At 40.6% G+C, this 23,474-nt stretch carries 21 protein-coding genes and 2 pseudogenes; 9 read left to right on the top strand and 14 right to left on the bottom strand.

What is annotated here, in order from left to right; all coding sequences use genetic code 11:
* Window positions 1–95: 95 nt before the first annotated feature.
* The 14 genes and pseudogenes from ABCM67_RS09275 to ABCM67_RS09340 all read right to left on the bottom strand — a co-directional run.
* Window positions 96–479 (bottom strand): YdcP family protein, encoded by a 384-nt coding sequence (locus ABCM67_RS09275; protein ID WP_027089108.1) that lies wholly within the window; start codon window positions 477–479, stop codon window positions 96–98.
* A gap of 15 nt (window positions 480–494) precedes the next feature.
* Entirely contained in the window at window positions 495–821 is a 327-nt protein-coding gene (locus ABCM67_RS09280; protein ID WP_005339720.1) for a YdcP family protein, read from the bottom strand.
* A 238-nt stretch (window positions 822–1,059) separates the two neighbouring features.
* Entirely contained in the window at window positions 1,060–4,104 is a 3,045-nt protein-coding gene (locus tag ABCM67_RS09285; protein ID WP_173686987.1) for an SrtB-anchored collagen-binding adhesin, read from the bottom strand.
* Between the two features lie 421 nt (window positions 4,105–4,525).
* Window positions 4,526–5,098: a CDP-alcohol phosphatidyltransferase family protein gene (locus ABCM67_RS09290; RefSeq protein ID WP_055057096.1), complete on the bottom strand. Its 573-nt coding sequence runs from the start codon at window positions 5,096–5,098 to the stop codon at window positions 4,526–4,528.
* Window positions 5,088–6,151, bottom strand: a pseudogene (locus ABCM67_RS09295) (FUSC family protein). Before ABCM67_RS09295 ends, ABCM67_RS09290 begins: the two are co-directional and overlap by 11 nt.
* Before the next feature lie 33 nt (window positions 6,152–6,184).
* Window positions 6,185–7,228 carry a HAMP domain-containing sensor histidine kinase gene (locus ABCM67_RS09300; protein ID WP_059086534.1) on the bottom strand — a complete coding sequence of 348 codons (1,044 nt, stop codon included), beginning with the start codon at window positions 7,226–7,228 and terminating at the stop codon, window positions 6,185–6,187.
* Window positions 7,228–7,938 carry a response regulator transcription factor gene (locus ABCM67_RS09305; RefSeq protein WP_147602752.1) on the bottom strand — a complete coding sequence of 237 codons (711 nt, stop codon included), beginning with the start codon at window positions 7,936–7,938 and terminating at the stop codon, window positions 7,228–7,230. Before ABCM67_RS09305 ends, ABCM67_RS09300 begins: the two co-directional genes overlap by 1 nt.
* The gene (locus ABCM67_RS09310) at window positions 7,917–9,350 is read right to left on the bottom strand and encodes a phospholipase D family protein (protein ID WP_147602753.1); all 1,434 of its coding nucleotides are present in this window, start codon (window positions 9,348–9,350) and stop codon (window positions 7,917–7,919) included. Before ABCM67_RS09310 ends, ABCM67_RS09305 begins: the two co-directional genes overlap by 22 nt.
* 290 nt (window positions 9,351–9,640) lie before the next feature.
* On the bottom strand, window positions 9,641–11,200 hold the full coding sequence (gene cls / locus ABCM67_RS09315) for a cardiolipin synthase (RefSeq protein WP_055053948.1): 1,560 nt from the start codon (window positions 11,198–11,200) through the stop codon (window positions 9,641–9,643).
* Between the two features lie 35 nt (window positions 11,201–11,235).
* A complete protein-coding gene (locus ABCM67_RS09320) occupies window positions 11,236–11,916 on the bottom strand; it encodes a GTP pyrophosphokinase family protein (protein WP_005347231.1) in 681 nt (226 codons plus the stop codon).
* A 38-nt stretch (window positions 11,917–11,954) separates the two neighbouring features.
* Window positions 11,955–12,932, bottom strand: a complete 978-nt coding sequence (gene bsh, locus ABCM67_RS09325) for a choloylglycine hydrolase (protein WP_118752611.1) — start codon at window positions 12,930–12,932, stop codon at window positions 11,955–11,957.
* Window positions 12,933–13,067: 135 nt separating this feature from the next.
* Window positions 13,068–13,472 (bottom strand): hypothetical protein, encoded by a 405-nt coding sequence (locus ABCM67_RS09330; RefSeq protein WP_021650147.1) that lies wholly within the window; start codon window positions 13,470–13,472, stop codon window positions 13,068–13,070.
* Between the two features lie 7 nt (window positions 13,473–13,479).
* Window positions 13,480–13,776, bottom strand: a complete 297-nt coding sequence (locus ABCM67_RS09335; protein WP_015526518.1) for a hypothetical protein — start codon at window positions 13,774–13,776, stop codon at window positions 13,480–13,482.
* 9 nt (window positions 13,777–13,785) lie between these two features.
* Window positions 13,786–13,938, bottom strand: a pseudogene (locus tag ABCM67_RS09340) (DUF6017 domain-containing protein); the annotation flags it as partial.
* Between the two features lie 799 nt (window positions 13,939–14,737).
* On the opposite strand from ABCM67_RS09340, the gene ABCM67_RS09345 reads away from it, so the two are divergent.
* From ABCM67_RS09345 to ABCM67_RS09385, 9 genes are all read left to right on the top strand, one after another.
* Window positions 14,738–14,935 (top strand): helix-turn-helix domain-containing protein, encoded by a 198-nt coding sequence (locus ABCM67_RS09345; protein ID WP_342992786.1) that lies wholly within the window; start codon window positions 14,738–14,740, stop codon window positions 14,933–14,935.
* A 133-nt stretch (window positions 14,936–15,068) separates the two neighbouring features.
* Complete coding sequence (locus ABCM67_RS09350) at window positions 15,069–16,214, top strand: DNA cytosine methyltransferase (RefSeq protein ID WP_342992787.1); 1,146 nt, start codon at window positions 15,069–15,071, stop codon at window positions 16,212–16,214.
* Window positions 16,211–18,184: an ATP-binding protein gene (locus tag ABCM67_RS09355; protein ID WP_342992789.1), complete on the top strand. Its 1,974-nt coding sequence runs from the start codon at window positions 16,211–16,213 to the stop codon at window positions 18,182–18,184. Before ABCM67_RS09350 ends, ABCM67_RS09355 begins: the two co-directional genes overlap by 4 nt.
* A gap of 311 nt (window positions 18,185–18,495) precedes the next feature.
* Complete coding sequence (locus ABCM67_RS09360; RefSeq protein ID WP_342992790.1) at window positions 18,496–19,017, top strand: DUF5720 family protein; 522 nt, start codon at window positions 18,496–18,498, stop codon at window positions 19,015–19,017.
* A 170-nt stretch (window positions 19,018–19,187) separates the two neighbouring features.
* Window positions 19,188–20,084 (top strand): DUF6017 domain-containing protein, encoded by an 897-nt coding sequence (locus ABCM67_RS09365; protein ID WP_342992791.1) that lies wholly within the window; start codon window positions 19,188–19,190, stop codon window positions 20,082–20,084.
* Window positions 20,085–20,576, top strand: coding sequence for a PcfB family protein (locus tag ABCM67_RS09370; RefSeq protein ID WP_342992792.1), 492 nt, complete (start codon window positions 20,085–20,087; stop codon window positions 20,574–20,576).
* Entirely contained in the window at window positions 20,573–22,330 is a 1,758-nt protein-coding gene (locus ABCM67_RS09375; protein WP_342992793.1) for a type IV secretory system conjugative DNA transfer family protein, read from the top strand. The genes ABCM67_RS09370 and ABCM67_RS09375 overlap by 4 nt, the downstream gene beginning before the upstream one ends.
* Window positions 22,331–22,366: 36 nt before the next feature.
* The gene (locus ABCM67_RS09380; protein WP_005541840.1) at window positions 22,367–22,582 is read left to right on the top strand and encodes a Maff2 family protein; all 216 of its coding nucleotides are present in this window, start codon (window positions 22,367–22,369) and stop codon (window positions 22,580–22,582) included.
* A 20-nt stretch (window positions 22,583–22,602) separates the two neighbouring features.
* Window positions 22,603–23,472, top strand: a complete 870-nt coding sequence (locus ABCM67_RS09385; RefSeq protein ID WP_342992795.1) for a CD0415/CD1112 family protein — start codon at window positions 22,603–22,605, stop codon at window positions 23,470–23,472.
* Window positions 23,473–23,474 lie beyond the last annotated feature (2 nt).

Genomic DNA, 23,474 nt, shown 5'->3' on the forward strand with positions numbered 1-23,474 from the left:
TCTCCTTTCAAATGAGATGTTTTTGTATCTTTATGAGATAAATATATCACTCTGCATTGTTCGTGTCAATCAAAATTAAGACAAATACATCACTTTTATTTCTTCGGCTGTCCCTGCGGTGTAGGGTTCTGTGGACTGCCTGCGTTCTGGTTGCCTTTATTCTTCAACACAATATCCTCTGCCTTTACATACCAGTCCACATCTGCACCCGTATAGGTTTTTCTTGATACCGTATCGGCTACGGGATTGACAAGCTCCACAACTGCATTGTAAGGAAATTCCCTTAACGGTACTTCTGGCGGTACAGACACGGGGATAATTCCACCATGCAGACTGCACTTCAAATCATAGATACGCTTTTTAAGCTGGGTACTCGGTGTCCCGTCCTCATTCTGTAAGAACACATCACGCACCGCTGTAAACTTTAATTCTCCAAATGTTTTCTCTTTGTCAATAACAAACCCGTTTGATAATCTCATAAATTCTTCACTCCTTTACTTTTCTTCAACTGCTACAATATCATCAGCAACTAATACATAATCGGTATGTCCCATATCCCCGATTGCGTAACCTCTGCCGTATAACTTCGGATTGACAAGTTTTACTTTCTGCTCATACTTGAACTTCTTTTCGCCAGCCTGCACGGGAATTTCTACCACAACATTTTCGCCTTTCTGTACGTCGGAATAAAGGTTATAGCTTCGTCTGGCTAAGACCCTGCGATTATTTTTATCTCTTTCAAAGACTGGCTCGCTTTCGCCTGCAAATTCAAGAGTTCCAAAAGACTGTGCCATATCTGGCACGACATATTTCATTTCCATACTGTTTTACCTCGTTTCTTTCTATATTTGATAAGTTTTTTAATTGTGATTTCTTATTCTGGCGGTTTGGGAAGTACCAGCAATCCCCCAGATAGTAAAGGGTAAAATCAATGCTTACGCACCCTTGACTATCCGTGTTCTTGCAGGTTGTAGGCAGACAAGCCAGAATAAGCAAAAATCTGCCGTTTGACAGCTTCGGCGGAGAGCGTGATTTTTCTTTCCTCATACCGTTACCGCCTTATGATTTCTTCATTTTACGGCGTTTGTAAAGATATGTTCCAGCCAGTCCACCAGCAGACGCAAGCAACATCACGATAAATGCCATTACATTTGTACTGTCGCCCGTTTTGGGACTGTCGCTAGGTCTGTTAGGCTTTTCCGGTGTCGGTGGTGTTTCGGGTTTCTCTGGTTCTTCTGGCTTTTCCTTAAAAGTAATCGTCTGTCCCTTATCCTCAATATCCTTATGCTCGGTAACTTTCTTCGGCTCGTCTGGATTGCTTAAATCGTATAATTCCTCAAAAGTTACAAGCTGTTTGCCGTCAAGAGAAGTAGCGTCAAACGTAAAAGCAACTTCCACTTTCATAGTTTTGCTGTCAGCAATAAAAGTGTAATCACTTTCCACACGTTTTCCATTGATAAGAAGTTCTGCATTTTCTTCTTTCAACATCTGCCAGCCCACAAGTTTGTACTGTGTACCGACTTCTAAGCCCTCTAAGGTTACGGTATCAATGATTGTAACGTCTTTTCCTGCTTTAAGCTCTTTGTTGCCGTCCTTATCGGTAGCGGTAGTATGTATCTTGATGATACGCTCTGTGATAAGTACCGTTTGCCCGTCGTCCTCAATGTCTTTGTGTTCTGCAACTTTTACGGGTTCGTCTGGATTGCTGAAATCATATAATTCTTCAAAGGTAACAAGGTTTTTGCCACCTAAAGCAGACGCATTGAATGTATAGGAAATTTCCACTTTCATTTCTTCATCATCAGCGACAAAGGTATAATCGTTTTCTACACGTTTCCCGTCAATGATAAGCTCGGCGTTTTCTTCCTTTAACATCTGCCAGCCTTTCAACTGATACTTTGTGCCTTTTGTAAGTCCGTCTAATTTGACAGTATCAACGATTGTAACCTCTTTTCCTGCAAGGATAGTCTTTTCGCCGTCTTTGCTGGTCGCTGTGGTATGAATAGAGATTTCTTTTTCGTATTCATCAGTTAGCGTTCCTAAATCAATCACAAGGTTATTTCTTGATACCACGATTTCAAAAGGTGGGATAAGTTCAAAGCCTTTGTTACTATCGCAACGCATTTCTTCAATGATATAGGTATCATAAGGTAATGCCCCCTTGCTGTCGTCTGGTTCAGAAGTCCCAAACCACACACCGTCCTCACTGGTCTTGCCTGCGTTTGTATTGTGCTTATGAGAAGCCCAGTCAGCAGAAGTGGAAAACTGCCCGTTATCATCAGTTACCACAACATGATTTTCGCCCGTTGTCTTGCTTGTGATCCTAAAAGGAACATCAGCAAGACGCTTATGTGTGCCTGCACCGATTTTTACACCCTCAATATCTCCACGCTTAATCTGATTGTAGATAGAATGAGCTTCGTCGGTTAAGTCCACGATTTTTCCATTTTCTGTGATTGTAAAATCAATCGGTTTTGCACCGTCAGTTAAGTAACCGTCGGGAGCTTCACTCTCAACAATACGGAATTTTCCATAAGGTAAGAGGTCAGAAGAAGTAGAAGCGATACCCTCAATATCTGTACGAATAGTTTTTACGACTTCATTTTTCTTATATAGCTTGCCCTCAACCAAAACAGAATTATCATTTAAGGAAATGATGTCAAAGACAGTATCTTTCAGAGTGGCACTTCCTTGTGGCTTTGTATCGCCCGTTTCTAAATCTCGTTTCTGAATTTTGACACCGCCACGGATAACCTTGTCTGATACGGAAAACTGGTTACTTCCAGATAATACGGCAAGGTCGCCGTCCTCGGTAATCTGTGTTACATATAAGCCCTTAATCTGTTCGGACTTATCGCCAGCCTGCATATATGCACCCTCTAACAAGTAGCCGTTTGGAGCTTTCGTTTCCTCAACGGTTAGCGTTCCAAGTGGAAGAACCGCCTTGCCGTCCTGCATATAGAAGCTATCGCCAGATACCTTGTATGCGTCCGCTAATTTTGTAATGTAGTGAGTTGTCCCGTCGCTATCTGTTTCAGCGATTGTCTTTGTAACCCATGTACGAGTAGCTTTGGCAGGGAGATTGTCTTTATTATAGAAGCCTGCATAATACTTCCATGTAAATTCCGCACCTGCTAAAGAAGCGTTCCCTTGCGGATTGTCTTTCTGTGTTTCCATATCAATCTTGAAAAGCTCAATCAAAGTGTCCGTTACTTTTGGTGTATCTGATACATTCAAAGTTGCTGTTTCGCCAGCTTTGATTGTTAATGGATAGATTGTCTTATCCACTTTATATCCTGCTGGTGCGGATAATTCCTTGATATAGACTGTGCCTGCTTTTACCTCTGCAATATCTGTATTTCCGTTTTCATCAGTCGTAAGGGTGGCAAGCTGTTTCGTGCAGTCCTTATCAGAAAAGACACCATAGGTCGCACCAGCGATAGAGTAATTCCCGTTACCGTCTGTAATGCTGGTATTACTGGAAGTCTTTTGCAGTTTCGCATTTCCGACATTCAGCTTCGCCCAGAATTGTCCCAATTCCTGCCCCTCGCCAGAGTAGATATAACCGCCACATTCATAGCGTTCTTTATTCTCTTTGACAAAGGCTCTTGCACCAGAGAAAACTTCGTCCTGCGTTGCCTTTGGAATTTCATCATAAGAAGCTCGCACGTTATCACATTGCCAGCCAAGATGTACGCTCAATCTCTGCCAGACGACACATTGTTCCAACAGATAGACTTGTTTGTAGTTAAATTCCTTGTGAGCTTCGCCATACTGTTTGACATACTCTAAAGATAACGCCACATCTGAAATCTGATCGGCACTCATGCGTGAGCTTGCGTCAGCTCTGGTCTTGTAACCATTCTTAAAATCTGTATTGATGTCAATACAATAGGCAGTTTCGTCCTCGACTTTCATATAACCCTCATTGAATGTCGAACCGATAGAACCGTCATTCATTACTTTTTCAATGATACCGACACGCTCTGCACTTTCCGTCCAGTATTGCTTACTTTCTGCATGGACGGGTGTAGTCGGTAAAGCAGTAACGACAGTTGCAAGAGCTAAGAAGCCCGTACACAATCGTTTCCATGTCTTTTTCATAAATCTAATGCTCCTTTCATTTTGGGTGATAAAATAGCCGTCCAATAAGAACGGCTGGAAATAGAAAAGGAACGTCATTTTAGGCGTTCCATAGTCTATAAAATATTCAATTTTTTTCTTGTTTCAATACTGATGTGCTGTACCATATCTTTGCATATCTAGGAAAACTGGCGTATCAAGGCTCATTCAATGGTAGTAAATAAGTAGTAAATTGATGTATTTGTTCCCTTGAAAATGCTGATAGATACTGTGTTTTAGCGGATAATCAGATTTTTATTGTGTTTTTGATGCAAAAAATAAATATATTTTACTTATAATGTGCAGATATGCACAGTTTACGCTTTCATCTCGGCAATTGAATTACCGAGGATTCCCGCTTATCTTCCTAAATATTTTTCTAGTCATTGTAATATAAAATTGCTTATACAGTCTCTTCCTTAAGAGTCCTGGTATTCTGGATAATATACAGAGCGACCGATATGACCATCATTATAGCGCACAAACCAATCAACAGATCTGATACCATCGGTGTAATGTGGAACCATATAATATGCACCGCTGCAGTTCCATATAATAAAAAGGTTACTATCTTTCCATGCCAGTCTGCACCATGTACTTTTCCTGTCTTTCGTATCACAAGACATCCACTGACTACCATATACAGCTCCTTACCTGCCATTATTACAATTAAAAGAAGCACATGCGGAAAACGAGTAAACAGACAGATTAACATCGCTGCCTGTGTCAGCTTATCAGCCACCGGATCAAGTATTTTTCCTAAATTACTAATCCTATGGAATCTTCTTGCGATATATCCATCAGCAAGATCCGTAAGACCAGACAGCAATAAGATTTCACCAGCTAACAGAGGATTTTTCTTTACACAATAACTCCATATAATTACCGGAATCAGACAAAGCCGAAAAAAAGAAAGAAGATTAGGAACCGTAATAATTCTATTCAAATTTTCTTCCTGATTCACTTCACTCTGCATGTACGGTCATCTCACTTTCCTTTTTTTAGACATAAACCAATAAAATATAACACAAAATGCTAAAGCAAACACAACACCAAAAACATTTTGAATCACTCTAAGACTAACCGCTCCTTGTAGTCCATAAGTCTCTGCAGCAATGGCTAAAGCACCAAATGTGTTAAATACTGCCTGCCAGCCATATTGTGCTGAAAATCCTACACCGATTCCACCAAGAATTCCTATATATGCATAGATTGACGAAGGAAGCAGAAAATATAATACTGTAAAACATATAACACCTGCAATATTTCCGACAATCCTTTTACGGACTCTGTAGTGCATATCTTCCATAAACGGCAAAATCGCGGACATGGCCGCAATACCAGCCCACATTGCACGTGGCATATTACAAAGTTCTGCAATGCAAAGGACAATCGGTACGCATAAAATCTGACATATCTGCCATTTTGTTCTGGAAGAAGTGATATCAAATTCTTGTATCAGATCTTTCAGATTTCTTTTATAAGTTCTGTTTTTATGATTTCGATAAAATACGAAGCAGGTAAGTGCTGCACCTAAAGCCATTCCGACTAATCGCATCTGATAGCTTTTTCCCGTAACATCATAACCATATAGCAGCAGATACCCAAGAACCAATGTAGATTGATTAAACATGAATGGATTATGGCATCCGAACAGAATCAACACAGCCAGTGCCGCAATATTTAACAGCATTCCCAATACCGGTGAAAACTGATTTGCTAAATGCGGACATACAGTCATAATTACAAAGAACAAAGCCAAAAGCATCGTAGATTGTCCGGTGTGGATCCCCAGATCCGCATTTCTAAACACCATGAGACATAATAAGACTACTACACCTACAATGCTGTTCTCATTTCCAAATAGGATGCTGAAAATACTAACAAAGAAAAAACAAAATGCCATTGTAACAGCTATCTTCACCAGATATACCCACATATGATATAATTTTTCTTTTAGTGTTTCACTCTTTTTCAACAGGTTTTTAGAACCTGCCTGATTTAACTGCAACTCCTGATAAAATGTCATATAAATCCTCCCATCTTCTAATTTATCTTAAAACTATATAATCTCATCTTTCTGCTTTGGCAGCTCTATAACAAATCTGCATCCACCATATTCACGGTTTTCTGCTTTGATTGTTCCTCCGGCACTATCTACAATCCGTTTTACAAGTGCAAGACCTAGGCCATTTCCTTCTGCTTTATGAGATCCATCTACCTGATAGAACTTGTCAAATATTCTGGATTTTACATCATCCTCTATTCCTGGTCCTTCATCTTCCAGAATGAACTTAACAGAATCCTGTTCTTGTTTCAGAAACATCGTAATTGTCCCCTTTGAAGGGCTGAACTTAATCGCATTATCCAAAAGATTTATCCAGATATGCATAAAAAGTCCTTCATTCCCAGTATATTTAACTTCCTCCAATTCTACCTGAAAACCAATTTCTTTTTCTGTCCATTTTGTTTCCAATGAAAGAAATGCCTGGCGGATCTGTTCATCCAGACGATATTCTGTTTTTTTCATTGGTATATTCTGATTCTCTAACTTGGATAACAGCAAAATATTACCAACCAATCCGGAAAGTCTTTGGGTGTTAAATAAGATTTTTTCTACATATTCCTCTTGCTCCTGAGACAATTCTTCTCCCTGAAGAAGCATTGTATACCCTTCAATGGCATTGATCGGGGTCTTAAACTCATGAGAAACATTGGAGACAAAATCCATCTGCAGTACTTCTGTTGCACGAAGCTCTTTTGTCATCACATTAAAACTCTGGTAAGATTCTCCAACTTCTGCGATACGGCTGTTCGTTTCCAAGTGCTGTTCAAAATCTCCCTGCGAAACTTCCTTCATTGCTTTACTGAGTCTGGTAATTGGTTCCAGCAACTTTGCATTGATAAAGGAAGTGATCAGCCCGGCAATCAATGTATTGAAAATCAAAAGCCAGCCAAGCACAGGTATGCTGCCCGGCAGATTAAAAAAATGATTCAAAAAAGCAAATAATAACGCAGATATGACTGTTGAAAATACAAGTGCCAGCCAGATTGCACCAGTCAGACAGGATCGGATCCGCAATCCTTTTTCTTTCTTTTGTTCCATTATTTTTTCACCACCTTGTATCCAATTCCACGCATTGTTACGATTTCAAAATCCGGGGTATCTTTAAAACGCTCTCTGATTCTTCCTATATGTACCTCTATTGTATGTGGGTCTGCCTCCGTCTCGTATCCCCATACTTCATCCATCAACTGTTGTTTTGTAAATGTTCTGCCTGGCGAAGCTGCAAGCTTATATAAAAGCAGGAATTCTTTTTTAGGCAAAACAAAACTTTCCTTATCAGTTGTAATCGTCATTGCATCATAATCAAACTCTGTTGAACCGATCACAATTTTGTGTTCATTCAGTATCTGTGCACGGCGAAGCAGTGCTCCGACTCTTAAAACCATTTCATTCACATTTACCGGTTTTACCATATAATCGTCACTTCCCGAAAGAAATCCCTGGCGCATATCATCAAAGGAACCTTTCGCAGTGATCATAAGCACTGGTATCTGATATCCTGCTGAACGAAGTTCTGACACCAGTTCATAGCCATCCATAACCGGCATCATAATATCAGAAATGATCAGATCAATATATTCCTTATCCAATACTTCTAATGCCTGTGCTCCATCCGATGCACTTTTGACTTGATATCCATTCTTCTCAAGCACTTTTTGGAATAGCTGGCTTAATTCTTTATCATCTTCTACAATCAATATTTGAAACACGTTTTCCTTCCTCCTTATTAAAACAGATACCTTGCCCATCCAAGCAGATGCTGTACCAAAAATATTTTTGTCTGACGTTTCTTTGTTAATTCGATTGGCTCTACATGATATGGATCATTATAAGTTCCGCCTTCTAATATCTGGCGGGACACTTTTTCATATTCCATCATGCCCTCTTCCAACTGTTTATTAATATCTTTACTGCGAATTACAAGCATCAGTTCCGTATCCAGATATGTACTTCTCATGTCCATATTAAAGGAACCGATTACAGACAGATCATCGTCAATCAGAATACTTTTTCCGTGGTATGAATAACCGCCTTCATATTCCCAGATATTAATTCCTGTACTTAAGATTCTATTTCTGTTTTTCGCATAATCGGCAGCCCCAAATGGATTCCCATTATTCGCAACTGAATTTGTCATGATAGAAAAATCTGAAACGTTCTCTGCAATTTCCTCCCATGTATTATACATCATATCATTACAGATAATATATGGCGTGTGGATCTTCACACGATTTTTTGCATTTTTCATCAATTCTCCCAACTGATACCACACTACTGGTTCTTTGGAACCTGTGTGAATAGGATTTGACACTAATGTAATCTTTTCTGTCTCAAAAGTTTCGTCCGTATAATTGGTCTCGCAGATTCTTTCCTTATTCTCTTCAAAATATTTCTGATAGCTGTTCTGCAGCTCTAAAACTGCGTTCTTTACAGATTTTCTATTTGCCAGTTTTTTATTGTTATGAAAATAACCACAGTCTTCCTGATTCCATATGGTTTCAAAATACTCTGACAACTGGTTAACTGAATTTTCTTTCTCAGGTTCATCGCAAACCACTAACACGTCTCTGTCATAGTTCTTATGTCCCGGAAAATCACCCAGGAAATAATTGTATGTATTTCTTCCCCCAAGAATATATCTCTTTCCATCTGCAATCAAATATTTATCATGCATTCTACCCATCATTTTCCACGGTTTCAACGGATTGGCCTTATTATACAGTTTAATTTCAACATTCTCATGGGAAGATAATCCATAGAAATACGGATTTCCTTCCATATCAATCCAGCTCTCCATTCCATCTACTAACAGACGAATATGTACACCTCTGTCTGCCGCATCATGCAATGCTCCTAAAATCAATTTTCCACTTTCATCGGATTGAAATGCAAAAGTAGAAAGAATAATTTCCTTTTTTGCATTCTTGATCAAACGCACTCTTTGTAAAAGCGCTTCTGGATTCTTTTCTATGATTACTGCCCGTTCTGTATTTTCACTGCATTCGTTCCATGACTCATTTTTTGTTTCTTTTTTGGTTGTATTGGACACTTCCGGCTGCTTTTTATATGCAACGCAGATTCCGAGCAATTCATAAAAAGCCACACATAAAAAAATTGCCAGTATAACAAGAAGGATTTTACATATTTTATGCTTTTTCATTGTACATCACCTGATTCCTTTTTATTTCATACTTATACAATACAAAGTCAATCTCAATTTAACCTCAACAAAATTTATTTTTCATAAAAAAATATGACCGGCTTCTTTTTAAAGAAACAGTCATATTTTTATTCTAATATATGAAGGAGCTTTTCTTACTCCGTTGTATTAATCACTATCCATGCAAAATCTTCTTTGTACAACAGACTGTTAGATATAGCAAAAACGGCCTTTCAAAAACAGTTAACTTCTAAATCAACTGTTTTTTGAAAGGTCGTTTCATCAGATTCTTATAGCAATCCAGCAAATAATCTCATAAATAATTGTCCCAGTCGCAAATATGCACTTCGTCCGGTTTGATATTGGTCTGTCACATCACGACATTCTCCCATCGTTCTTATCAGATCATTTTTTATTTCCACAACTGCCTGACAATCTGCCATAAAACAGCCGTTTTCAAAATGGTGATATAAACTTCGATAATCCAGATTAATTGTTCCACAAGTTGCCATACAGTCATCTGCCACACTCATTTTTGCATGACAGAAACCAGGAGTCCACTCATAAACACGAACACCATGTTTAACTAATCCATGATAAAAAGAACGAGTTATATTATAAATGAATTTTTTATCAGGAATACCAGGTGTGATAATTCTTACGTCTACCCCTCGCTTAGCAGCCAGACATAACGCATGCGTCATTTCATCTGTTATGATTAGATATGGAGTCATAAACCAACAATATTTTTCAGCTTTATTTATCATACTGATATAAACTTCTTCTCCTACTTGCTCATTATCCATAGGGCTGTCTGCATAAGGTTGAACAAACCCAGTTTGCTGTGCCGCATAATCATAGTGGAAAAGGTATTTACTAAAATCAGAATCATTAGCATCCTTATCACTTACTGCATTCCACATTTCCAAAAATGTCACCGTAAGCGACTGGACAGCATCTCCTTCTAAACGAATACCTGTATCTTTCCACTGTCCATACGGGTGTGTGTAATTAAAATATTCGTTTGCCAGATTATATCCACCTGTAAATCCGACTTTTCCATCAATAACTGTTATTTTTCTATGATCACGATTGTTCAAAAACAGATTTAAACCTGGCATAAACGGATTGAATACACGGCAATGAATTCCTATTGCCTCCATCTTTTTCACAAAATCTGTGTTAATAAAGCCTATAGAACCCATATCATCGTAGAATACTCTAACTTCCACACCTGCTTTTACTCGCTCTTCCAGAACATCTTGAATCTTATGCCATGCTTCAGCGTCTTCTATCGCATGATATTCCATAAAGATAAACTTCTGTGCTTTCTCCAAATCCTTAAGCTGTGCCTCTAATCCTTTCACTGCTTCATCAAAATACACAATATCCGTATTCTGATAGATTGGATACTGCGAATTTCTTTGTATGTAACTTGCTATATTTCCTGCTTTCGGAATTGTTTCTTTTATTTTGCTCAAACACTCCTGACTGTCCGGAAGCATTGGTAACAATTTGCTATCAATTTCTGCATATCGCTCACGCATTTTATGTGTGCCACCATTCAAACCAATCAACAAATACAGGCCTACACCCATAATTGGGAAAATTAGAATTAAGATGATCCAAGGCATTTTCATAGAGGATGTCTTATTTGATGCGTACAATCCCAAAACCAAGATCCCACTCAAAATCCTTGTAAATAAATTTATGATTTCTGCATATTCATTCAAGCGTGTTACGATAGTAATAATAAAAATCACTTCCAGAAGAATGCAGATTATGGAAAAACACAGCCGTTTTACCCCATTTTTTGTTTTTGCTTTGCCCTCTAAAGTATCTTGTTTCATATATATTCCACCTTCCTACTTGCTCAGTTTTCTCCCTAAATTTCGTGGAACATACCAATTTTGTCTTTTATTCTCTGCATTTCATTATCTGCTTCAATGATAGCTCTTGCAGAATGAAGTAATTCTTCACTTATCTCATCATAGCCAGGCATTTCTTCAATTCCTTTTTTATAGCGAAGTTGATGTTCCAATGTTGCCCAGAAATCCATACCATTGGTTCGAATCTGTAATTCTACACGCATAGGTGTTTTACCCTTAGCAAAAAATACTGGTATTTCAACAATCATATGATAGCTTCGATAACCATTCGATTTTGGATTTTTTATATAATCTTTTATTTCAATAACTTTAATATCATCCTGTTGGGTAATCAAATCTGATATCATATAAATATCGTCAATAAACGCACAAACTATTCGAACGCCTGCTACATCATTGAGATATGTCTGTATATTTTCTGTTGTAAATTCATATCCCATCTTCTGCAGTTTATCGTAAATACTATTGGGCTTCTTAATTCTTGTTTTTATAAAAGAAATAGGATTTCGATTGTTCTCAACTGAAAATTCATCATCCAAAACCTCAAGTTTAGTTTGTATCTCCCGAATAGCACAACGATACATCATCATTAAATTATAAAATTTTGTAGCATTATTTAAAAACTGTAGTGATTCCGGACTGTTCATCCTGAGTTTTTTTACTTCATCTTTTGTCATGGAACTTTCCTTTCTACCTCATCCCTGATTTCAAAACATTATTTATTTTGATAGTTGATTCGTTCTCCTTGAATTACTGGATAACAAATCATTTTATCACTATCCAGATTTTCTACATGCATATCTACTGCACTGATCTGATGGTTTTCATAAGTATTGTAATAATAAATACCTTTTGTAACATTACAACACGACGTATACAATGTGATTTCATATTTTCCATCCGCTACTTCGCAACATCCTCGTTGCTGATCCACAGATCCGAGAATGTGGAAGAATTGGCTAACGCTTTCTTCCTCTGATTCACCTGAAATTGCATTTACCTTTGTAAAAGCTACACGTACAAAGCGTGAGGCAGATGAGAGATCTCCCGGAAGACCTAATCCTCCCATACCTCTACTATATGCATCAAGAGCCAAATTTTCGCAGAAAGTATTTCTGGGCTGTTTAGGAGATAAATGCATATAATTATTTAGTTGAAACATCTGCTGTGGAAATGGCGGATTATTCGTAAGCACTCCTACTGGATTATCATAAATATGCAAACCATCTGACATAGATTCTACCGTAATTGACTCATTCTCATCAGAAATGATCCAGTGTAATTGTGCTAATGGCAATTGCTCGCTAAAAGGAGTATTAACAATATTAATTCGTTCAAGAAGCTCGCGAACTTCAACTAAAGAAGAACACTGACTTAAAATCCACGGAATAAATTCAAACTGTGCAATATTTTCCACATCTGGCTTAATCGCGGAATAAACAGCATTTCCGACAAAATTCAGTCCTGCCATTGCCACTCCTTTTTCATTCATAGCATCATAATACAAAGGATAATCCTCTGCAACATGAGCCATTCCAATAATTGCATAATGATTTTTCATATCGTCAACATGGCGAAAATTAAACGCATAATTACGTGGTGTAATTACTATCTGATCACCATAAGAGAATTCATAATCGAGGGTTCGTCCAAAGTAAAAATCTTTTGTTTTATAAGTTGCTGCTGTACACATGATCGTTTATCCTCCTAAATAGATTGAAATATGTCAATGAGTTTTTTTCTTGAACAATAGTATAGCACAATTCTTTTATTTTGTTCCAACTTCATACATGATCATAACATGTAGACTTTAAACTATTTTCCTAGATTATTTCTCCATCAGTTTTTCAAACCAGGTATCCATAGCTAGGATGAATTGACCTACGTCTGGCAATTCTTGCAGCATTTCGTTTAAGGTTTTGTGCTTCACATATTTCTGCACATACACCCAACAGGCAACGCTACTGGCTTCTGATACAATGTCAGCTATGGTTTTGCGCATAAGCTCTTCAAATTCAGCAATTTCTTCTTTTGGGACAACATCATACAGTGTTGGTGCCTGATGACTTAATTTTACGCCATTTTCATTTGCATCTTTAAGCAGATTCTTAACTTTTTCTCTTGAATTCTCCGGTACTTTCATGTACTCCCACATAAATGCTACCACATCGGACGGTGTGTCTTTTTTAAGTGGTGGTAACTGAATATAATCATTGTTTTCGCTCATTTTCATATCCTCCTCACGATATAATAAAATCAATAATACGTTCTCTTGTCATGTCCAGTACAGTATCTACGAACACTCCTGCAAACAGGATCAGATACAGAATAACACTCAGCGCAAACAGGAATACAACCTGTACCCAGTCATGGTAACAGTATGCAGTTGCTATAATCAACAAAGTGAATATAAAACCAAGGATTCCCCTTACAACCGCATAAGTCTGTACTGTCATCTTCACTGCCAGGCCGATCACAAAAAGGATCAGCCATACCGGCAGTAATAATATCTTTCCAGCAAGTTTTAAAATAAACATGTGCACCTCCTATCTTACCAGTCCTGGCATATCATGGTTCACCTCTGCCTGATAATACCCGTTCATCGTTGACGGTGCATTAAACAGGGCTGCTAATAAATATTTCTTGATGTTCTTCACCTTTGTGGTGTTACCACTTATACAGTGTAAGACACCTTTCACTTGAAACGGATGCTCTTTGAACGGTCGAAGACGCTCAATCTCAATTTCTATGATTCTTTCTTCGTTTTCTCCTGATTGTCTGTTTGGCTCAGTCATCTTGACTCCTTTCCTCCAGGATTCAGGATACTAAAAAATGCCTGCCTGGAACTTTTATAGATAGTAAAGTTCCAAACAGACATTGCTGTTTGACCATTAGCTGTAGCTAATAGAAGTGAATACTGTTTCAGCTAATTTATGTTTGCAGGTTTGGGAGAAATTGTTTCTTTTCCCGCCTTTTCTCTGATTTACATCCCCGAATAAGGGGTGACAACAGAGCGGAACCCAAATGTTAGCTAGACTTCCTAAAAACCATGTTTGCAAACCGGTAATTTTGATTAGCTGTCAGCTAACAAAAATCGGATTGCGTTAGCTGGAAATTGATCATTTCGAATGGAATTTTGTGTCACGAACGTGATTAGAAAATAACAAAAGCGTTCGCTGTCAGCTAATCTAGCTAACATTTTCGAACGCTTTGAAGCACGTCCATAAGAGGATTTGAACCTCCGACCCCTCGCTTAGGAGTATGGCTTACCATGTGATACACGGTTCGGATGTAACTTCCAATATCATCCCTTACGCAGAATGACTTGTAGTAAACGAACTTTATGGTGCAAAACACCTATTCTGACGCAGTTTTATGTGTCCGTTGGGTGGTCCTATTAGCAAATTCTTAGCAAGAGGACACCCAGCCAAAGCCGATTGCTACTGCCATTCTTCACTCCCTTAGTCAAAATGACAAGGCAAATACATGGAGGTTACTATGGACAAGAAAGAGAAAAAGTCACTGCCGGAACCGCGCACATACACCGTGGAACAGATTGCAGCCATGCTTAACATTGGCCGCACAACCGCATATCAGCTCGTCAAGCAGGAGGAGTTCAGGATCGTCCGCATAGGCAATGCGATCCGCGTCTCTAAGAAATCTTTCGACGAGTGGCTGGAAAGTTTGGACTTGTGAATATTGCAAGAAAAATCTATATACAAGCTTCAACAAATCTACAAATTTGGTTGCCACGCAAAGGCTTTGCATGGTATAATAAGCTATTAAATAGCTTGAGAGAAAGGAGGAGATTAATATTACTGTTGTTGATTTGTTTTGTGGTTGTGGTGGAATGTCACTGGGATTTCAAGAAGCTGGATTTAATATCTTGGCTGGGTTTGAGCATTGGAACACCGCTATTTCTTGTTACAAAAAGAATTTTTCACACCCAGTTGAAGATGTTGATCTTTCGGATGTTGACCTTTCGGTAAAAACTATTGCAAAATATACACCTGATATTATAATAGGTGGTCCTCCTTGTCAAGACTTCTCTGGTGCTGGAAACAGAATCGAGGGTGACCGTGCAGATTTGACCATTGCATATGCAAATATTATCCAAAAAGTTTCTCCGCAATATTTTGTAATGGAAAATGTTGAACGTGCAGCTAGTAGTAACGCCTATAAAAAGGCTCGCAAAATCTTCAAAGATGCAGGATATGGATTGACAGAAAAAGTTCTTGATGCAAGCTTCTGTGGTGTTCCGCAAAAAAGAAAGCGTTTTTTTTGTATTGGCTATAAAAATGGACCTGATAGTTTTTTAGATGGACTGTTGTCAACCAACCAATCAGTATTTCCTTTAACAGTCCGCGAATATTTTACGCAGGAAAATTATAATTTATCAACAGAATATTATTATCGCCATCCTCGCTCATATAAGCGACGTGGTATCTTTTCGGTTGATGAACCTTCTCCAACTATAAGAGGCGTTAATCGTCCGAAGCCTAATAATTATAAAAAGCATAGTGGGGATTTAGTTTCTCCTGATGGAGTACGTAACCTGACTGCGCTGGAACGCTCTCTTATACAAACATTTCCGCCAAATTTTGTTTGGGATGACTCTTCCGCATCAACTGAGCAAATGATTGGAAATGCAGTTCCAGTTAAGCTTGCTCATTATGTGGCAACTTGCTTAATGCGCTTCATTAACGGCGATACCGATTTACATAACTTACGTTTTATAGATTGGCTAAAAAAGGAAAAGAACCTTTCTGCTGAAGTCGCTGGCGATACTCTTTCTAGAATAGGACGTGCAAGAAGAATTTTAGATTTTGAAGATAACGATTGCGAAACTTATCTGAAAAAACTAAATGAAGAGAATCTATTCAAAGGCATTGTTCCTTCCGTTCGCGCACAAATTCGTAGAGCGGTAAGATTATATTTTGAATATGTTTCTAATCATACGGAGGTAGAATCATGAGTGAACCAAAATTCCAAATGTCCATCAATTTGCAAGTATTAAACCATTTAGGCTTAAATCTTTATAGCAATACCTCTGCAGTTCTTTCAGAAGTTGTTGCAAATGCTTGGGATGCTGATGCAAAAGAAGTACATATTTCCATCGATAGTGATAGCATAACAATTATTGATAATGGTACTGGAATGGATTTATCAGACATTAACAATAAATATTTAACGGTAGGATATCAAAAACGTAGCGAAAGCGGTTTATCGCCAATACTTCATAGACCTGTAATGGGTAGAAAGGGGATTGGAAAATTATCTTTATTTTCTATTGCTAATGTTGTTAAGGTTTTTTCACGAAAAAATGACGAAATAAATGGATTTGAAATTGATACAAATTCTTTAAAAGAAGCCATCGAAACAAATGACACATATTATCCAAAGGAATTATCAACCACAGATGTGACATTTGCAGAGAATGGAACAATTATCGTCTTGAGTGATTTGAAAAAGAAAAGAACGGCATCACTTGCAACACATTTAAGGCAACGATTAGCACGTAGATTTGCCATTATTGGAGAAAAAAACAATTTCAAGGTGTTCATAAATGACAAAGAGATTTTAATTTCTGATAGAAATTATCTCTCTAAAGCTCAATGCGTCTGGATGTATTTACCAGAAGAAAATTCAGCAGAATATAAGGATGATTTACTAAAACAAACAAAAGATGAAAAAATAAAATTAAAAAAGGAACGCCCGTCTACTATAACGATTGACGAAGAGACTCATCGGGTCTCTGGTTGGATCGCTACTTGTGCAGAACCAAACGAACTTGATGATGACGAAAATTTGAATCGTATTGTAATTATGGTACGAGGAAAAATGGCTAAAGAAGATATATTTTCTGAAATTGGGACAACGGCCCTTTATTCTAAATATATCTTTGGTGAATTATCAGCAGATTTTTTGGATTTAGACAATGAAGCAGATATAACTACAAGCAGCCGACAAGATTTTTTTGAAGATGATGACCGTTATATTGCATTAAAAGAATTTATCAAAAAAGAATTATCGACTATTAGAAGTGACTGGGAAGATGTACGAAGCAATACTGGCGAAGCTGAGGCTTGTAAATATACTGTTGTAAGTGACTGGTATAATGATTTACAGGGAGACGATAAAAAGTCCGCAAAAAAACTATTTGGCAAAATCAATCAATTAACTGTTGAAAAAGATGAAAAGAAAGAACTTTTTAAACACGGTGTCTTGGCTTTTGAATCATTTAAATTAAAAAATGAATTAAGCCAGTTAGAAAAAATTTCTGCAGAAAATATTGCGGCTTTCTTGGAGGTTGCAGGACGTCTTGATAATATTGAAGCTACTATGTATTATCAAATTGTTCAGGAAAGATTAGCTGTCATTCAAAAAATGAAAGATGTTGTTTCTGATGGAAGCTTGGAAAAAGTTGTTCAAGAACATTTAAGCAAAAACCTTTGGTTATTAGATCCATCATGGGATCGAGGAACAGAAGCACCTATCGTAGAACAAGCGTTTAAAACTCAGTTTGATATTATTGATGCCGGACTGACACAAGAAGAGAAAGATGCTCGTCTTGATATCAGATATAAAAAGGCTTCAAATAAACATCTTATCATTGAATTGAAAAGAGGCAATCGCATAGTAAAAACGGATGAACTCTTTGCACAAGTAAGAAAATATTTTTCGGCTACTATGAAGATAATGGAAACCCATGAAATGACAGAGCCATTTGAAATTATAGTGCTATTGGGTCAACATTTAGACGGAAAAGATTTTAATCAAGCTGTTTATGAGGCTACAAAGCGTTCTTTAAAAGAATATAATTGCAGAATAATGTATTATGATGAATTACTTCGTAATGCAGAAAATTTGTATAGTGATTTCTTGGAAAAAAACAAAGGTCTATCGACTCTAAGCGATTTGATTAGCGAATTAGATATGAACTAATATAAACTACTTTTTGGCACTATCCATCGTTTTTTTTCATTAGATAAGCACGAATCTTTTGGGCGTATAATAACACAATGAGGAAAGTATATTGACTCTCCAACAATAACATATTCCACGGAATTATCTATTAGACATGGTTTTTCGCCTAATAATGAATATCCGTATTGACAGAGCGTTTTAAAAGAATTCATATTTTCCTCCAGCATTTTTATTTTATACTTATGCTACATCAAAACTTTATATTCTTTTATATGCCATAGGTTAACCGCCTATGGCATTTTTTATACCCATTTTGAAGGAGGCTGGCAATGAAACTAACAGAAGCAGAAATGAGGATGGTGTTTCAGATTGAAAGTACCAATCAGAACGCCGCCCTGAATGAGATTTACATGACATGGCGCTATGCGCCGAACCCGGCAACGAAAGAAACGGCGGAAAGCCTTCTGGACAAGCTCCCTCCCCTGTCGGATCAGGAGTGCATGGATTTGATCCGCAAGGTGCAGACCGAATACCGTCTGCCGGAGAAGGCCCGCACCATCGGGGAAATGCTGGCAGAAGCCAGACAACGATCCGGGGCGCAGAAGTTATCCGGCCATGACATTATGGCATTGGAGCGTTTCGACCCGGCGACCAGACACATGATCGTCTTTGATGTTCTTACCCATGACTCGCCTGTTGGCTGGAAGGGTGAGAAAATGCGCCTGTTCCTGACCGACGCCGGATACAGCAAGGCTTTGGAAAATCAGGAAAAGGGGCACATCAAAATTCGCAGCCATGCGAAGGTGCTTTCCGGTGACCTCCACTATGACCATAAAGACCGTGAGAGGTAGCCGACTGAAAACTGTATCAAAATTAGTGGGATATCTTCTGTTTTTTCCTCTGTATCTTGCGTTCTGAACAGGGCGTGGATGTTTTCCCATGCGGAAGGCTATGGAGGCATACAGACGGGTAAACCGCTCAAAATCAACACTTTTTATTTTCACAGGAAGGAGGTGCGAAGATGGCTGTTTTTCGTATTGAAAAGACCCGTGATTATACGGTCATGTCGAACCATCACTTGAAAGATCGGACGCTGACCCTGAAATCCAAAGGGCTGCTGTCCATGATGTTGTCGCTCCCTGACGAGTGGAATTACACCACCAGAGGTCTTGCGGCGATCTGCCGGGAAGGTGTGGACAGCATCGGTGCGGCGTTGAAGGAGCTGGAAACCCACGGGTATATCCGGCGCACACAGCTTCGGGATGAAAAAGGCAAGATCACGGATACCGAGTATGTCATTTACGAAATGCCTCAGTGCGAGCCGCCGTCAAGCCCAGGTACGCCTTTACCGGGTACGGCAAAGCCATATACGGAAAACCCGGATATGGGTGTCCCGGATACGGCGGAACCGTGTACGGAAAACCCCGCACAATTAAATACTAATCAAACAAAGACTGATTTATCAAGTACGGAGATATCAAATCCTATCCCATCAAATCCCCCTACCCCCGCAGGGGCAAGGATGGGAATGGATCGGATGGGAGCCAGAGAATGTTATCGTGAAGTGATTTTGGATAACATTGAGTACAGCTATCTGGTGCAGGACAGCCATATCGACCGTGAGCAGCTTGACGAGATCGTTGACCTGATCGTGGATACCGTATGTTCTGCCCGCAAAGTCATCCGCATTGCCGGAGATGATTATCCGGCGGAGGTGGTAAAGTCCCGGTTTATGAAGCTGGACAGCTCCCATGTTCAGTATGTTATGGACTGCATGAAGGACAACACCACCTATGTCCGCAATATCAAGAAATACCTTCTGGCGGCGCTGTATAACGCCCCGACCACCATCAACAGCTACTATTCTTCCCTGGTGCAGCACGATATGTACGGGGACGGGCAAAGGGGGCGAGGCTAAATGCAGGAGGAAGTAACGCGGGGCGCCGTAACGCTCATTGTTGACGGAGCCAAGCTAAGTGAGCAGGTCTTTGAAAAGGCCGTCAAAAAGTTCCTGGAGGAAATCCAGAAAAGCCAGAAGCCCAAAATCTACCGCGGCAGGCAGAGTCTTAAACAACTTGCCAGCCAGAACGCCGGTCTTGCCAATATCGAGATCAGTGACAAGAATATCAAGGCTTTCTCCCGTGTGGCGAAGAAATACCATGTGGATTTTGCCTTGAAGAAAGACACCGCCGCAGAGCAGCCCCGTTACCTGGTCTTTTTCAAAAGCCGGGACGCGGATGCCATCACAGCGGCATTTCAGGAGTTTGCCAGCCGCAAAATGAGCCGTGAGGAAAAGCCCTCCATCCGGGAGCGGCTGACCCAGGCGAAGGAACAGGCGGCAGAGAAAGCGGAACGCCGCACCATTGACCGGGAGAAAGTAAAGGTCAAAGATCGGAGCGTGCAGAGATGAATATGAAAAAACTGTTTTTGCTGAACCTTCCGTATCTTCTGTTCGTGTATCCCTTCGATAAGCTGGCACAGGCTTTCCGGCTTGCGCCCGGTGCTGACCTTTCCGGCAAGCTGCTCTCCATCGGGGACGGCTTCACGGCGGCGTTTTCCTCCCCGTGGCTCAGTTTTCATCCCACGGACCTGCTGATCGGCATAGCCGGTGCGGTGATCCTTCGCATGGCGGTCTACCTGAAAGGCAAGAACGCTAAGAAGTATCGCCACGGGATCGAGTATGGTTCTGCCAGATGGGGTACAGCGGCAGATATTGCTCCCTACATGGACAAGGACTTTTTCCAGAACATTCCCATGACGCAGACGGAACGGATCACGATGGCGAGCCGTCCAAAGCAGCCGAAGTATGCCAGAAATAAAAACATTCTGGTAATCGGCGGTTCCGGCAGCGGCAAGACGCGGTTCTTCTGTAAGCCGTCTCTGCTGCAAGCCCATTCGTCCTATGTCTGCACTGATCCGAAAGGAACCTTGCTGCCGGAAATCGGTGCTTTCCTGGAACGGAAGAAATACCGTATCAAGTGCCTCAACCTGATAAACTTCCGAAAATCCATGAAATACAATCCGCTGGCTTATATCCGATCAGAGAAAGATATCTTAAAGCTGGTGAACGCCCTGATTATGAACACGAAGGGCGAAGGCGAAAAATCTTCGGAAGATTTCTGGGTCAAAGCGGAACGCCTCTATTATTCCGCACTGATCGGCTACATCTGGTACGAGGCCACGGAGGAAGAAAAGAACTTCATCACGCTTCTGGACCTTATCAATGCCAGTGAAGCCAGAGAGGATGACGAGACTTATCAAAGCCCGGTGGACCTGCTCTTTTCTCAGTTGGAAGAACGGGAGCCGGACCACTTCGCCGTGAAGCAGTACCGCAAATTCAAGATGGCGGCGGGCAAAACCTTAAAATCCATTCTCATTTCCTGCGGCGCCCGGCTTGCTCCCTTCGACATCAAGGAGCTGCGGGACCTGATGGAATATGATGAACTGGAACTGGATACCCTGGGCGACCAAAAGACGGCGCTGTTTGTGATCCTGTCAGATACGGACAGCACTTTCAATTTCGTGGCCGCCCTCATGTATAGTCAGCTTTTCAATCTGCTCTGCGACAAGGCGGATGACTTCTACGGCGGACGGCTGCCTGTCCATGTCCGTCTGATCCTGGACGAGTTTGCCAACATCGGCCAGATACCGAACTTCGATAAGCTGATTGCCACCATCCGAAGCCGTGAAATATCGGCTTCTATTATTTTGCAGTCGCAGAGTCAGCTAAAGACCATCTACAAGGACGCGGCAGATACCATCGTCGGTAACTGTGACAGCACCTTGTTTTTGGGAGGCAAAGAGAAATCCACGCTCAAGGAAATTTCGGAGCTGCTGGGGAAAGAGACCATTGATCTCTATAACCAGTCTGAAAACCGGGGCAGTCAGGTTTCCCATGGCCTCAGTTATCAGAAATTAGGAAAGGAGTTGATGACCCAAGACGAATTGGCAGTGATGGACGGCGGCAAGTGTATCTTCATGCTGCGGGGCGTGCGCCCGTTCCTTTCGGACAAGTACGACCTCACCCGGCACCCGAATTACAGATACACGGCCGACGCCGACCCTAAAAATGTCTTTGACATGGAACGGTACATGAAGAAGCAGCGTACCGTGGTAAAACCCACGGACACCTTCGATGTGTACGAGATTGACGCAACAACTTAACCCAAAATCAAAAACATTTTTTAGGAGGATTATTTTATGGAATTTTTCAACAGCGCAGTTGGTGTTTTGCAGACTCTCGTGGTGGCCCTGGGCGCAGGTCTTGGTATCTGGGGCGTTATCAACCTTCTGGAAGGTTATGGCCAGGACAACCCTGCTTCCAAAAGCCAGGGTATGAAACAGTTGATGGCTGGCGGCGGTGTCGCCCTCATCGGCATCACCCTTGTACCTCTGCTCTCCGGCCTGTTCGGTTGATCGTCTGGCGGTGATCGCTTATGGGCGGCATACTCGACAAACTCGATGAATGGCTCCGAGGGCTGCTCATCGAGGGGATCACGGGAAACCTGTCGGGCATGTTCGATACGGTCAATACCAAAGTAAGTGAGATCGCCGGTGAAGTGGGACAGACGCCGCTGGCATGGAACAGCGGCGTCTTTTCTATGATCCGAAACCTCTCTGAAACGGTGATCGTTCCAATCGCCGGGGTTATCCTGACATTCGTAATGTGTTATGAGCTGATCCAGCTTGTGACAGAGAAAAACAATCTGCACGATGTAGATACCTGGATGTTCTTCAAGTGGATTTTCAAGACCTTCTGTGCCGTTCTCATTGTGACGAACACATGGAATATCGTCATGGGTATCTTTGATGTGGGGCAAAGCGTTGTGAACAGCAGCGCAGGCGTCATCATCGGGAATACCTCCATTGATATCAGCAGCGTTATCACGGATATGGAGGCGCAGCTTGAAGCCCTGGGCACGGGAGAATTGTTCGGGCTGTGGTTCCAGTCCCTTTTCGTGGGACTTACCATGAACGCCCTTTCCATCTGTATCATGCTTGTCATTTACGGCCGCATGATTGAGGTGTATTTGACAACTTCCGTTGGACCGATCCCGCTTGCCACTATGACGAACCGGGATTGGAGCCATACAGGACAGAACTACTTGAAATCCCTGTTTGCATTGGCGTTCCAGGCATTTCTAATCATGGTGTGCGTGGGAATCTACTCTGTTTTGGTACAGAGTATCGCCACGGACGGAAATATCTCAGGCGCGATATGGGCCTGCATGGGCTACACGGTCTTGCTGTGCTTCGCCCTGTTCAAGACCGGCAGCCTCTCTAAGAGCCTGTTCGGAGCGCATTAAGG

Origin of the sequence: Blautia sp. 2227st1_G12_2227SCRN_220401 (assembly GCF_039062885.1) — a bacterium.
In the GTDB taxonomy this organism is placed as follows: Bacteria; Bacillota; Clostridia; order Lachnospirales; family Lachnospiraceae; genus Blautia_A; species Blautia_A fusiformis.